Below are 13171 nucleotides of genomic sequence, written 5' to 3' on the forward strand. Positions count from 1 at the left end.
CCTTTCTACATATACAATTTAGATATCGTTGCGATATATAACTTTGAAGTTATCTCCATCTTTTCCCCGGCTTAACACTGTACGTGCGACTTTCATTGCATACAGCGTCCCATCTTATCCTTTTATACTAGAGCAACTAGATTACGAACAATATTGTACTCACCGATGTATTCATTCCCTTTTCTTACGAAAGGTCCCATCATCTTACTCGATCCTGTGAGTTACATATAGTTGATTTAGTTTTCAACGAATAAGACTAGGGACTATCCCTCCACATTTGTTACATGCTTCGTTGATACGTGTCCCCACCTTCACAAGAACAAATCAATTTCGGTTCGTTAGAACCGTATATGCACCTGTCTTCTAGTAGGATTTGGTGACATTTTCTTGCTTACCACGTTCCGATTGACTTAGCTATACATATATCCTTAGGTGCTTGCTGTAAGCCTGTTATCTTTACATCCTCATCGTTAGATGTTCCGAATTTCATATCATTTACTCTTACTTTTCGGTAGATAACATCGTCATTAACGACATACACATTTCTAATGTATTAATCCTTTAGAGCCGTACATTCTCACCATAGATATTTTGTAGCATCCCGACCTATCCATTACCATATGATTTCTCACTTAGGTTTTGTTCAGCTAACTTCACCTAGCTTCATACAATTTGTGACTATTATCATGCCTTGCATGTAGGAGTATTAGATAAGTAGTTTAAGCTCAACCTGGCGGTGTTTCCATTCCTACCTTCAGTCAAACAGTTGTTGTCATCAAATTAATAACCCTCCTATTTCGTGTTTGCACACTTATAAGGAAACGTGTCGTGCAAATAAGAATTTTATTTAGTTTTCTAGTTACTCTGGATTCCCATAAATGCTACCAAAAACTTAAGCCTTCTATCTCATCCTAATCAAATACCATATAGCATAGCTCGATATACTCGTTATCTCCCACCCCATAATTCCGATCCATATCATTTGGAACTTTGAATAACTGATTACTAAATCATACAATATCTCCTTCATAAACCTCCTTACCATTTTTATCTTTTAAACGTGTGTATAGTAGTATTTCACAGTGATTCTGTTGATCATGAACGAATATCCAAGCACTTTATACTGCTACCACATACACTATAAGATGTTTGGAATTTACTACATTATTTGAAATTAGAGTTAGGAGGATTTAATATGGCAAATTGTAAAGGTTTAGCTTGTTTTTTATTCTCTTCATGGCCAACAGGTACAGTTGTTACAGTTACTACTAGATCAGGTCAAATTATTGGACCTGCTACTTTTTCACTGTTCTTTCCAAATCTTTGTGCGGTGGTATTGGTAGAAGAAGATGTGCTGACCCCCTCTTCAACCAATACTATATTCATAAGTTGTGAAGATATAGAAAGCGTTACTTTAACCACACCTTAAGATGATTTAAATGGTTCTAGTTCAATCTATAAAAAAGACATTCTAATGAATGTCTTTTTTATGAAAAAATCTAATCAGAATAATCACAAATGTATTATTTTATCTATCACTTCAATAATTTTCTTTAATTTAATTTTTTCCCCTTCTAAGGGTTACTTGTCTACACATCCTTCTACATACTTTCATATGATACAGTATATTGTTTAAAGGAGGGACAAATTTGTTCTTATGTAATTTATTTCGTTGTTCAGGTGGAGTATGTAGTATTTTTAAAAATTTACAACCAGGCGAAGTCGTTACTGTGACTGGTAAATCTGGAAATATTATTGGACCTGCTATTTTTACAAATTTTAACCCTAATACTTGTATCGTCACATTAGAAGAGGAAAATTCACTTACTCCTCCTACTATAAGTATTACTAAGATCAGTTGTAAAGAAATAGAAAGTGTTACGTTTAGCTCATAATATATTTTATACCTAAAGCAGGGATTGAAATATGAAACTCTTATACATTACTTCTGGTTACTCAAAAATCTATCAATATCTAGATCAAAGCATACAGAGAACACTTATCAATCAAAATTTCGAATGGTTAGCAGTACAGCCGAGTGAATTAATAGAGCAATTAGATTTCATTACAACAACGTTTCATCCTGATATTGTTTTCACCTTATTAGGTAATCATCTACCGCAAATAGCCATTCAATATTTTAAAAAAAGGAACATTAAATTAGCTGTCTGGTTAACTGAGGACCCATTTTATATAGACACTTCTCTTCTTCTATTAAATAACTTTGATTTTATATTTACTATCGATAGTGAAGCACTTAAATATTACACAAGTTTAGGATATACCAATGTATATCACTTACCATTAGCAACTAATATAGATGTATTTAAACCTGGTCTAAAAAATTCAAAATATAAAAGTGAAGTATTGTTCATTGGATACCCTTATCCAACCCGAGTAAAATTGATACAGTTTCTTTTGGAAAAAACTCCTTATCACTATACTGTTATTGGTCAACATTGGAGAAATAAGTTAATTAAAAAATGGAAAAATCACCGAAGAATTAAGATTATAGAAGAATGGATTCCACCTCAAGAAGTTGCGTTCTATTATAATAACGCTAGTCTCATATTAAATCCTCATCGTAGTTATATGTTTCCACAGAATAAAAATAAAAATAGAGTAAAAAGTAATACCATTAATAATCGTACATTTGATATCGCCGCTTGCCAAGGCTTTCAAATTATAGAAGAAAAATCTGATCTTTCATCTTTCTTCAATAAAGATGAAATTATATCCTATAACAGCTTTAATGATTGTTTAAATAAGATATCTCTTCATTTGAATGATACGATTTCAAAAGGATTAATGATCGAAAAAATTCACACAAAAGTTATTACACAACATACTTTTCATGAGAGAATCAATTTTATAACGACTATATTACGATCACAACTTAATTGATTTATTAAATTAAAAATTTCTTTTCTTTTATAATCATTCTGAATAAATTAAAATGCCTTTTCAATTTTATGAAAAGGCATTTTAATTTATCTTTTCCCGTCAGAAGACTCCCTCCTTACTTTTCCTGAAGGTGTGCTAGCACTAACAAATAGGTAGGAGATGCATGTCGGTTAGCGTAAGCTAACTTGTTTGCTACTATATACTTGAAATGAATTTTTATTAGCATTTCAGTATACTCTATCAAATTAAATCCCATGAAATAGGTGTTCCTTTTTTGATATCCTTACTCGCTTTCTTTCCGAGAATTTTGGATAAGTGTTTTGGCAATAAACCATTACCTGGTCTGATAGCTTTAATATTTTCATTCGTGAATACTTCTCCCGCTTTTATGTCTTCTACAACATATAATGACCTTCTAAACTTTAAAGAGTCTTTTTCTAAATTAGTTGGTCCATAATATACATTACCTAAAGATTCCCATGCTTTTTCAGTTTCACTTACTAATAATTTAAATTCAGCAGGTTCCATTGAAAATTCAGCGTCTACACCTCCGTCAGACCTCGAGAGTGTTAAATGTTTCTCAATTACTGTGGCCCCCAAAGCAACACTTGCTACAGATACCCCTACTCCAAGTGTATGATCAGATAAACCTATTTCACATTTAAATAACTCCTTCATATGAGGTATGGTAGCTATGTTTGTAGATTTTGGTGATGCAGGATACGTACTTGTACATTTTAATAGAATTAATTCTTTACATCCCTCTTCTCTCGCAGCCCTTACTGTTTCATCTAATTCAGCAACTGAAGCCATACCTGTCGAAATGATTATTGGTTTTCCTGTTGCGGCTACTTTACGTATGAGGGGAATATCAGTATTTTCAAAAGATGCGATTTTATAACAAGAAACATTTAATGACTCTAGAAAATCTACAGCAGTTTCATCAAATGGCGTACTAAATGGTATCATTCCTAATTCTGTACAGCGATCAAAAATTGGTTTATGCCACTCCCATGGTGTATATGCTTCTTTATATAAATGATAAAGTGATTTACCTTTCCATAAGCTGTTCGTATCCTGAATTAAAAAATCACCATTTTCTATATTTAAAGTCATTGTATCAGGTGTATATGTTTGAATTTTAAATCCCTGTGCTCCAGCCTCTGCAGCTGCTTCTACAATTTGCAATGCTCTACCTAATGATTGATTATGATTCCCTGACATTTCTGCAATAATAAATGGTGGCGAGTTATTGCCAATCTCTCTACCGCCGATATATACATTACTCATGTTTTTCACCTTCAAGTTCTTTTTTTATAGCTTTTTTTCTTTCCATCCATTGCTCATAAAATAGTGTCATTTTAATGACATCGATATATTCATTACCCTTGCAAATATGGTTCACATATCTTCCATTTTCTACAAACCCAAGTTTCTGATGAAAGTTTAAACTAATACGATTTAATTCTAATATTTCTGCACACACTTTTTGTATGCCTTTTGTTTCAAAAATAAAATCTAATGCTAATAAACCTAATACAGTTCCAGCACGCCTTACGCTTTGTTTGTCGCCTATATAAAATCCCCAATAACAAGTCCGATTCATTTTGTCTATTTTTGTAAAATTAACAAATCCAATTGGTTTTTCTTTATATATTAATAATCTTGCAATCTTTGTATCATCCATTTCTAGTTTTTTATACCATTTTAAATGTTCGTCTATTGTAATTTCATGATCTTCATACATAACCGTACGTATTTCTTTTGTATTCCTCCACTTTAAAATCAGTTCTAAATCTTTCTTTTCTAAACTTTTCAATTGAAAATCCCCTATATCTAACATGCTATCCTCCTAAAATAATTTTTGCTATTTCATCTGAATTACTGGCACACTGTATAGAAAGAGCCTTATTAGACATTTCTTTCACTATTTTAGAATTTGATAAAAGCTTGCTTAGACATTTCATAATCGTTTCATCCGAAACACTTTCAGCTGTACCAATATTCCATGTAGCTCCAGCTTTCGACACAGCCTGGGTTACTTCAATTTGATTTGGAGCAGTTGTAATTGTTATAGAAGGTAATCCAAGAAAGCAGCGTTCCCATGTGGTTGTGCCACCAGCTCCTATCCCTAAATCCGCTCGTACGATAAACTCTTCCATATTCTCTATTTGACAATAGAACGAGGCATTAGAAATACTCCTGCAATAAGATTCAATCTCTTCTTTATGGGGATTTTGACTTCCTACTACTACATCTACTTTTAAAGTATCGCTACTTATATTTTGTATAGCTCTTAATGTTTTTAATGTTTCATTCGTTGCATCATGCCCCCCAAAAAATACAAAAATGCGTTCAATCTCGCCTGTTCTTTTTCTTAAAAATTTTTTAGCAGCATGAAACTCTGGTCGTAATATGGCATATTTAGGTCCTAATTTCACTAATGATTGCTCTGGTAATAAATCTTTATAGCGACCATTAAGGTTATCATATAAATTTTGGTCTAGTAATAAATCACAGTCATGCATTCGATTTGCAAGATCATCAATTACCATAATCTTTCTTACAGTTTTTCTTAAAGCAGTCTCCCACTTATTATCTAATCCATAATGATCAACAATTAACCAATCAAACTTGGGAAGTTGCGACAAAATATCATTGGTCTGTTGTGCATCAACAAACCAATGATATTTTAACCAATTCAAATAACTCCCGTGTACTGTACTTGAAAAATTCGTATTTTCACCATCTGCATCTAATAAAAACACATGAAATCCCTTATTTAAAATATATTGCTGCAGATCACCTTGCAGCTTACGGCAAATGAAATAAATCTGAGCACCTTTATTCCGTAACTCATGGGCAAGTGTTAAACAACGCATAATATGGCCGGTCCCTATTTCAATAGATGCGTCGGCGCGAAAGGCAATTTTTTTCTCAAGCAAGTTACTCCCTCCTCACTAAAAGCGCTACAATTTATTAATTTATAATTTTGTTTCTCTATTTAACTCATCTACTAACGATTTTTGATTTATATATTTTAATTTCACATGACTATTGATTTGAATAAGTTCAGGATTTCCTAGGATGTAATCTTTTATTTGATGAAAAAATAAAGGTTTAGATTTTACATTCAGACTTTTATAAAGTTCATTGAACATATCTAAATCTGGTTGTTCATCTAATGTTAGCCTCCAAGTAGGGTAACGAAATGGAGGAGGGAGTTTTACTATATTGACTTGGAATAAATGGGGATTATTCACAAAATATAACGGAAGGTATTCTGCATAGGTTAAAGTTTTTTGGGTTTGTAGCAATCTTTCGATTGCCTCTAATGTAAAAATATCGCCTGCTGTTCCAACAGGTAACGTACTTAACTCTGCCTGTGTATAATCTGCACCGCTTTTCAAATGTTCATCTAGTAAAAAAGTATTGATTTCTGGTGACACAACTGGGCAATCTCCTGTAATCCGCATTACAATATTTGCATTTTCTTGTTTGGCAGCTTGGAATATGCGATCAGCAGTATTTTCTGGATCACCTCTGAAAATTTTAACCTTCCCGTCTAAATCAAATTTTTCCAAAGGATCATCTTGTGCTATATCTGAAGTAGCAAGTATGACCTGATGTTTTCCTGGAATAGCTAATGTATTTATAAGACATCTTTCAATGGAAGGAATTCCGTGTATTGGTAATAATGCCTTTAAAGGTAACCTAGTAGATTTTAACCGGCAAAGTACAATTATTACTACTTTTGGAGGTTCAATAACCTCTTTTGATAATGGGGCACCTGCAGACAAATTATATAAAGCTATCTGAGGTAATAATTCCTCTGCTTCAAGCTGGTTCAGTGCATTTTCAACAACATCTAGTTCCATAGCTATTTTATTAGCTGTAATAATCTCTCCTTTTTTAATATCGATTTTTGTAACAGCTCTTAACAATTTTTGATTTTGCAATCTTAATAACACCCCTTTCATTTAATGTTTAGTAACTCTATAAAACGAAAGAACTTTTCTCACCGCTTTTATTACATCCCATACATCAGCTTCTGTCATTTTCGGAAATAGAGGCAGTGTAATAATTTCCTCATATACATTTTCTGCTTGTGGACAAATACCTTTTTCATAACCTAATTTTTGATAAAACGGTTGTAAATGTACGGGTATATAGTGCACATTCACACCGATATTTTCTCTTTGTAATGCCTCGTAAATTTCTTTTCGATTGCCCTTTAATAATTTAGTATTTAAACGAATAATGTAAAGATGCCAACTTGAATCGGTTTGGGGCAATTGCTTTGGTATGATGATTTCAGATAGACAACTAAATTCTTTATTATAGATGTCTACATATTTCTTTCTAATCTTAATAAAAGAGTCTAATTTATTTAACTGTGATAAGCCCAGAGCAGCCTGTATATCCGTTAATCTGTAGTTGTAACCTAAGAATTGCATTTCATAATACCAAGGCCCATGATTTTCAAGAAGTTTTTGAGGATTCCTTTCAATTCCATGCGTACGGAATTGAACAAGTTTTTCATAAAACAGTGGATTATTTGTAGTAATTACTCCGCCCTCTCCGGTAGTAATATGTTTCACCGGATGGAAACTAAACATTGTCATATCACCAATAGAACCAATCTTTTTATTTTTATATGTGGCTCCTAATGCGTGGGCTGCATCTTCAATGATAATCAAATTATTTTCTTTTGCGATTTTCTTTATTGCCTCTAACTCTACAGGCTGCCCAGTAAAATGTACGGGAATGATGGCTTTTGTTTTGTTTGTAATCTTTTCCTCTATAGATTTAGGACTAATGTTATATGTTTCATTGTCAATATCTGCGAATACTGGCTTTCCACCCTGGTATAAAATACAATTTGCACTTGCTACAAATGTCATTGGAGTTGTAATTACCTCATCTCCCTCAGTTATGCCAGCTGCATAGCAAGCAGCATGCAGAGCAGCTGTACCATTTGAAAAAGAAACAGCGTATTTTGCTCCCACATATTTCGCTATAGCCTCCTCAAACTGTTGAATCGTTGGCCCTGTCGTTAAAAAATCCCCTTTTAATACATCTACAACCGCCTGAATGTCATGTTCATCAATTTGTTGTTGACCATATGGCAAATTTGTTTCTCTAACAGGCTTTCCTCCATGTATACCGAGAATTTCCCTTACCATTATTCTTTCTCCTTAGGGTTACTTTTTAAAGATTTAATCCACTCTTCTGTTTTAATAACTCCATCTTCTAAAGAAACTTTTGGTTTCCAACTCAATATTGTTTTTGCTTTTTCATAGTTACATAATAATTTTTGAATTTCACTTTGTGGATGGATATGAGTTACATGTTGAATACTAACTTTATTTCCTGAAATCAATTCTGCTAATTTATTAATGGATATATCTTGTCCTGTTCCTGCGTTAATAATATGACCATTTGCTTTTGAAGAGTATCCTGCCGCCACAACAAAATCCGCACAATCTTCAACATATAAAAGATCTCTCGTTTGTTTCCCATCTCCATAAATATTTAGTGGTACATTATCTAATTTATTATTTATAAAAATAGCAACAACCCCACCTTCACCACCAGTTTTCTGGAATGGGCCATACGTATTAAATGGACGAATAACCACAACTGGCAGCTTGTAAGCATAATAGTAAGATAAAACCATGTTTTCAGCAGCAATTTTTGATCCAGCATATGGAGAAGCTGGTTTAATCGGGTCTAATTCTGATATTCCTTGTATATTAGTAGCTTTATCGTATACCATACACGTACTCATAAAGACCATTTTGACATTATGCTTATGACATTGTTCTAACAAATTAAAAGTACCTACTGTATCATTTTCAAAAGTTGTTCTAGCATCGTCTATACTATCTTGAACATTAATACTCGCTGCTAAATGATAACAAAGATCAAATGAATTATTTTCAAATAATTGAGCAACTAATTTTTTATCTTTAATATCTCCTTGAATGCATTGTTTTAAATTTAGATCGTGTGCAAACTCGGTAATATTTGCAGTAGTTGAATTTGCTAAGTTGTCTAATATCCATACTTCATGCTTATCCTGCAATAATCTCTTTACAACCCACCTACCAATAAAACCTGCACCACCAGTTACTAATATTTTCATAGTTTCTCCCCTCCTGTTAATAGTTTCTGGTTTAATATTAAATTTCTAAGCTCTTCTTTTGAAATAGCATTTTGATTATCAGAACGGTAAAACCCTGCCTTCGCCCTTTTTGCATTTTCATATTGAGCACCCTTTTTTAATGGGCTAGGAATGATAAACATATCTGGTAATTCAAAAGCCTGTAAAGATTCATCATGTGTCATAAGTTCTTCATACATTTTTTCACCAGGTTTTAACCCAATTTCTTCAATTTTAATATTCTCCTTGGGCAATCCATATAACTTTGTAACTTCTTCTATCATCACTTCACTTAAATCGTTTAATGAAATAACTGGCATTTTTAATATAAAAGTTTCACCACCCTTTGCTATTTTCATTGCTTCAATTGTTAACATAGTTGCTTGGGTCAGTGTCATCATAAATCTACTCATACTAAGATCCGTTACAGTTATTTTTTGGTTTTCTTTAATTTGTTTTTCAAATAAGGGAATAACAGAACCTCTTGACCCCATAACATTTCCAAAACGAACACTTGCGAATATCGTTTCACTTGAACCTTTTGAATATTCCGCTGACGTAATCAATCTTTCAGCAGTCAATTTTGTTGCACCGTAATTATTTGTTGGTGAAATCGCTTTATCAGAACTTGTAAAAACTACCTTTTTTACTTTCTGAGCAATTGCCGCTTTTATTACATTTTGTGTTCCAAAAATATTGGTCAAAACAGCTTCAAACGGATTATATTCACAAAAAGAAACATGCTTCATCGCTGCCACATGGAACACATAATCAATATTTTCCATCGCACTAAATAATCGATCATAATTGCGAATATCCCCGATTAAATAGCGAATATTTCGATTTTTTTCCCTGAATTCTTCTTGTAATAAAAATTGATTATATTCACTTCTACTAAAAACCCTTACAACTTTTGGCTTTTCTTCTAGAATATTAGAAAGAATGCTCTTTCCAATTGTTCCTGTTCCACCAATAATTAAAATGTTTTTATCTTTAAAAAACATATAAATGCATACCTCCTCTGATTGAAATAATTTTTAGTCAAGAAAACTCCCTTCTCAATTTGTATGTAGTGCTATTGCACCAACAAATAGGTAGGAGAAAAATTAGCTTTTTGAATAGCAAAACATACGATGCTGTTTTAAATTTTTGGTACAGGTTGCTCATTGAAAACTGAAAATATAAGGTTGTTTAAGGAGTTATCTTTGGTTGAAATAAAGATATTTTTTTCAAACTCTAACTACAACTGCGTTTCTTCTATTAGCTCAATGGACAGTTGTTTATAAAAATTATTTACTTTCATATTATTTTTTACATCATCGTCTAAATATTGATAAAAATTACTCAGTAATGGCAAACGGATATTATAATGGTTTAGCTCAGAAAAAACATTTATATATTCTGGATTTATCGCCCAGTAATTTGCAAATAGATATCACTCAACATTTCACCCTCTTTTTCTTCTTAAGTCTTCTCTTAATTCTTTACATGTTCTTTGTAGTGGTAATAATTGTACAAATTCATTTTTTTCTTCTGCAAATAACTGCGCATGTATTGAATGTGAAGTAATATAATTGATATCTAAAATTTCATCTAAAGGATGAAAATCCCAATAATGATTTAATCTCCAAAAAAAGCGTGCATCTCCTATACGATAAAATTGAGGATCTTCATCCCAGTAAGAATTCCACCTTTTTTCAAGAATCGGTAAAACAGAGGCTCTATGCATAATAGAACAATGATCAATTGTACATGGAGCATTATTAGTAATTTTTTTGGCAGCTCTTTCAACAGTTTTAATAGGCAAATCTGATTCATCTAGATGAATCGTTTTTGATGCAGAATAAATAATTTGAACATCTTTATTCACATCAAGATAACTAGACATCTTTTTGAGTCGTTCTTTTTCATATTGATTATCATCAGTAATATAAGTAATATACTCCCCCTTCGCATGCTTAAGAGCCTCATTAATTAGAGCCGCATATCTGACTTTTTTTGTCCGTTCAGAAATATGGGCCACATTACTTTTATAAAAATGTATATTTTCCTTATTTATAAATGGTTGAATTACCTTCTGGGTCATTTCATTAGAATTATCATCCATGATAAAAAGCTCAAAATCTTGAAAAGTTTGGTTTAATACACTTAATATCGATTTTTCAACAAACGTAGGCTTATTGTAACTTGTCATTATAACTGAAATTTTAGGCAAATATTCCTCTCCTCCTTATAACCAAATACAAAAACAGTTACGTTATTATATAAACAGAAAGGACAATCCGTTCCGATAATTTTTAAAAAAATTTATATATATATTAAAGTCTATAGCAGCGTTTATATTTATCTATATATCTCTTTTTACTCCACTATAGTCCATACCATTTCTATGAAAAGGTAATAAACTATCCAAGTACAAAAAAGAATGTATCAATAAAGGTTTATTATTATCTATTAGACTTCGCTAGAAAAAACATTCAATATTCTCAGAAGAGGTGACGATTTTGCAACCCCTAATTTCAATTATCCTTACTAGCTATAATAAGCCATCATTAATTAATCAAGTTATTGAAAGTGTTCTAATGCAAACTTATAAAGAATGGGAACTTTTTATTATGGATGATAACTCTTGTCCAGAAACTATAAATATTATAAAAAATTATTTAGATGACCCTCGAATTTATTATGAAAATAGTTTTATACAAGATAATGAGAGATATAAAACCACAAGATATGCAACTCTCATCAATAAGGCACTTCCATTAACACGTGGGGAGTATATTTGCTATTTAACGGACGATACTATGTACGTTCCAAACAGATTAGCTGAAATGTTATCTTTCTTAGAAAAACAACCTGAAATAGATATAGTGTACTCTTCTCAATACGTAAAATATGTTGATTATAATCTACAACCTATTCATGAATATGTAAGAGAAGCTTCAAAAATTTTATATACAGCTGCAAATGTTGTGGATCACTGTTCAGTTATGCATACTAGAAGAATATTATTAAAGGTTTATGAAAAATACTGTGAATATTGGGATACAAATCCTTTATATTGGTTTGTTGGAGATGCGATGTTTTGGAAACGCCTAAATACATTCCAGCCTTTTTATCCCATTAACAAAGTGCTCGATATTACTTTTAAAACACCATTTTCCTTCCAAAATTTATATGCTAACCTCCCTTCCAAAGATTTAAATGGTATTTTGTTTAGCAATTCACAAGGTGAAGTATTTTTAATTGATAATTATAAACGTAGGCTTATATCGAAAGAAATGCTTTCCTACTTCAAATATAATCAAAATGAAATTGTCTCAATCCCTGATCCCTTTATCTACAAATATACTGAAGGTCCTCCCATAACCCTTACTGAATCAATCCCAAATCTACGGGTTGTGCAAAACGAAAAAGAAGAATTATTTTATATAGAAAATAATCAAAAACGTCCATTCATTAACACCATAGCATTTCGCAAATTAAAATTTTCAAATCAAGAAATTATTAAAGTTTCACAAAGTAGTTTAGATAAATTTTCAGATGGACCACCTATTTATCCGAATTTATCTCATTACACGATTCTACCCGAAGGAAAAGTATTTATCTATCATCACAATTATTTCATAATGACAGATTACATGCTTCATCCAATAGATAAAGACATATTGCAAAAACTATATTTATTAAAGAACTGTATATCGATTTCAAAAACTAGTTTATCCTTCTTTAAGATTGGTCCTCCTATTTCATCATACCCCTCTCACTTAGCTAAAGAATACCAAGAAGAATGATATAAGAGGATAGTACCAATAAGAGATATTGCTTCAAAAAATAAAAATGATACAAATTGTATTTTTTCATTTTCCATTAAAATTATGGTACTATTTTGGAAATAACCTTCTTAAAATACCTAAATCATATTAACAAAGGTTTTCAATGAGTTGCACTAACTCAAAAATAAAAGTCAGTCTCAATAAAGAGAAATGACTTCTATCTATATCAAATACTTCCTTAAAATTAGGGAATTTTACAGAATAACAAAGTATTTGTAACGATAAATTTATCAATATAATATAACATTATTAACGAAGGCTCTTT

Annotated in this window: 14 protein-coding genes and 1 pseudogene; 4 read left to right on the forward strand and 11 right to left on the reverse strand. The window is 31.7% G+C overall.

The genetic code is table 11. From position 1 onward, the window contains the following. Positions 1-391 precede the first annotated feature (391 nt). Both ACTFRH_RS21775 and ACTFRH_RS21780 read right to left on the reverse strand, forming a co-directional pair. Positions 392-541, reverse strand: a complete 150-nt coding sequence (locus tag ACTFRH_RS21775) for a hypothetical protein (protein WP_157405361.1) — start codon at positions 539-541, stop codon at positions 392-394. A gap of 469 nt (positions 542-1010) precedes the next feature. Then, on the reverse strand, positions 1011-1109 hold the full coding sequence (locus tag ACTFRH_RS21780; RefSeq protein ID WP_142386006.1) for a YopX family protein: 99 nt from the start codon (positions 1107-1109) through the stop codon (positions 1011-1013). 86 nt (positions 1110-1195) lie between these two features. Between ACTFRH_RS21780 and ACTFRH_RS21785 the strand changes: the two genes are divergently transcribed. From ACTFRH_RS21785 to ACTFRH_RS21795, 3 genes are all read left to right on the forward strand, one after another. Next, complete coding sequence (locus ACTFRH_RS21785) at positions 1196-1429, forward strand: hypothetical protein (protein ID WP_001262458.1); 234 nt, start codon at positions 1196-1198, stop codon at positions 1427-1429. A gap of 220 nt (positions 1430-1649) precedes the next feature. Beyond that, on the forward strand, positions 1650-1895 hold the full coding sequence (locus tag ACTFRH_RS21790; RefSeq protein WP_000477974.1) for a hypothetical protein: 246 nt from the start codon (positions 1650-1652) through the stop codon (positions 1893-1895). 31 nt (positions 1896-1926) lie between these two features. Next, positions 1927-2904: a CgeB family protein gene (locus ACTFRH_RS21795; protein WP_000772277.1), complete on the forward strand. Its 978-nt coding sequence runs from the start codon at positions 1927-1929 to the stop codon at positions 2902-2904. 240 nt (positions 2905-3144) lie between these two features. On the opposite strand, the gene pseI is transcribed toward ACTFRH_RS21795, so the two are convergent. The 9 genes and pseudogenes from pseI to ACTFRH_RS21840 all read right to left on the reverse strand — a co-directional run bounded on the left by pseI (position 3145) and on the right by ACTFRH_RS21840 (position 11285). Further along, complete coding sequence (pseI, locus tag ACTFRH_RS21800; RefSeq protein ID WP_000073378.1) at positions 3145-4194, reverse strand: pseudaminic acid synthase; 1050 nt, start codon at positions 4192-4194, stop codon at positions 3145-3147. Next, positions 4187-4747, reverse strand: coding sequence for a UDP-4-amino-4,6-dideoxy-N-acetyl-beta-L-altrosamine N-acetyltransferase (pseH, locus tag ACTFRH_RS21805; protein WP_000884114.1), 561 nt, complete (start codon positions 4745-4747; stop codon positions 4187-4189). Before pseH ends, pseI begins: the two co-directional genes overlap by 8 nt. Position 4748: 1 nt before the next feature. Then, positions 4749-5849: a UDP-2,4-diacetamido-2,4,6-trideoxy-beta-L-altropyranose hydrolase gene (pseG, locus tag ACTFRH_RS21810; protein ID WP_000890378.1), complete on the reverse strand. Its 1101-nt coding sequence runs from the start codon at positions 5847-5849 to the stop codon at positions 4749-4751. Positions 5850-5888: 39 nt separating this feature from the next. Continuing rightward, positions 5889-6884, reverse strand: a complete 996-nt coding sequence (locus ACTFRH_RS21815; RefSeq protein WP_003303624.1) for a cytidylyltransferase domain-containing protein — start codon at positions 6882-6884, stop codon at positions 5889-5891. Further along, positions 6885-8090, reverse strand: a complete 1206-nt coding sequence (gene pseC, locus ACTFRH_RS21820) for a UDP-4-amino-4,6-dideoxy-N-acetyl-beta-L-altrosamine transaminase (protein ID WP_000251217.1) — start codon at positions 8088-8090, stop codon at positions 6885-6887. It lies immediately after the preceding gene. Then, on the reverse strand, positions 8090-9052 hold the full coding sequence (locus tag ACTFRH_RS21825) for a dTDP-glucose 4,6-dehydratase (protein ID WP_000699380.1): 963 nt from the start codon (positions 9050-9052) through the stop codon (positions 8090-8092). Before ACTFRH_RS21825 ends, pseC begins: the two co-directional genes overlap by 1 nt. After that, positions 9049-10074 (reverse strand): SDR family NAD(P)-dependent oxidoreductase, encoded by a 1026-nt coding sequence (locus tag ACTFRH_RS21830; protein ID WP_000465152.1) that lies wholly within the window; start codon positions 10072-10074, stop codon positions 9049-9051. Before ACTFRH_RS21830 ends, ACTFRH_RS21825 begins: the two co-directional genes overlap by 4 nt. 239 nt (positions 10075-10313) lie before the next feature. Continuing rightward, positions 10314-10513 (reverse strand): annotated as a pseudogene (locus ACTFRH_RS21835) (CDP-glycerol glycerophosphotransferase family protein); the annotation flags it as partial. Between the two features lie 4 nt (positions 10514-10517). After that, complete coding sequence (locus ACTFRH_RS21840) at positions 10518-11285, reverse strand: glycosyltransferase family 2 protein (protein ID WP_001124413.1); 768 nt, start codon at positions 11283-11285, stop codon at positions 10518-10520. Positions 11286-11574: 289 nt separating this feature from the next. Between ACTFRH_RS21840 and ACTFRH_RS21845 the strand changes: the two genes are divergently transcribed. Further along, positions 11575-12864 (forward strand): glycosyltransferase family 2 protein, encoded by a 1290-nt coding sequence (locus tag ACTFRH_RS21845; protein WP_001182748.1) that lies wholly within the window; start codon positions 11575-11577, stop codon positions 12862-12864. Positions 12865-13171: the final 307 nt, after the last annotated feature.

This window comes from Bacillus cereus group sp. MYBK216-1 (assembly GCF_051916495.1).
In the GTDB taxonomy this organism is placed as follows: Bacteria; Bacillota; Bacilli; order Bacillales; family Bacillaceae_G; genus Bacillus_A; species Bacillus_A thuringiensis_K.

Coding starts and splice junctions, on each gene's coding strand:
- ACTFRH_RS21785 (WP_001262458.1), top strand. CDS start 1,196: ATGGCAAATTGTAAAGGTTTAGCTTGTTTTTTATTCTCTTCATGGCCA.
- ACTFRH_RS21795 (WP_000772277.1), top strand. CDS start 1,927: ATGAAACTCTTATACATTACTTCTGGTTACTCAAAAATCTATCAATAT.
- pseI (WP_000073378.1), bottom strand. CDS start 4,194: ATGAGTAATGTATATATCGGCGGTAGAGAGATTGGCAATAACTCGCCA.
- pseH (WP_000884114.1), bottom strand. CDS start 4,747: ATGTTAGATATAGGGGATTTTCAATTGAAAAGTTTAGAAAAGAAAGAT.
- ACTFRH_RS21815 (WP_003303624.1), bottom strand. CDS start 6,884: ATGAAAGGGGTGTTATTAAGATTGCAAAATCAAAAATTGTTAAGAGCT.
- pseC (WP_000251217.1), bottom strand. CDS start 8,090: ATGGTAAGGGAAATTCTCGGTATACATGGAGGAAAGCCTGTTAGAGAA.
- ACTFRH_RS21825 (WP_000699380.1), bottom strand. CDS start 9,052: ATGAAAATATTAGTAACTGGTGGTGCAGGTTTTATTGGTAGGTGGGTT.
- ACTFRH_RS21830 (WP_000465152.1), bottom strand. CDS start 10,074: ATGTTTTTTAAAGATAAAAACATTTTAATTATTGGTGGAACAGGAACA.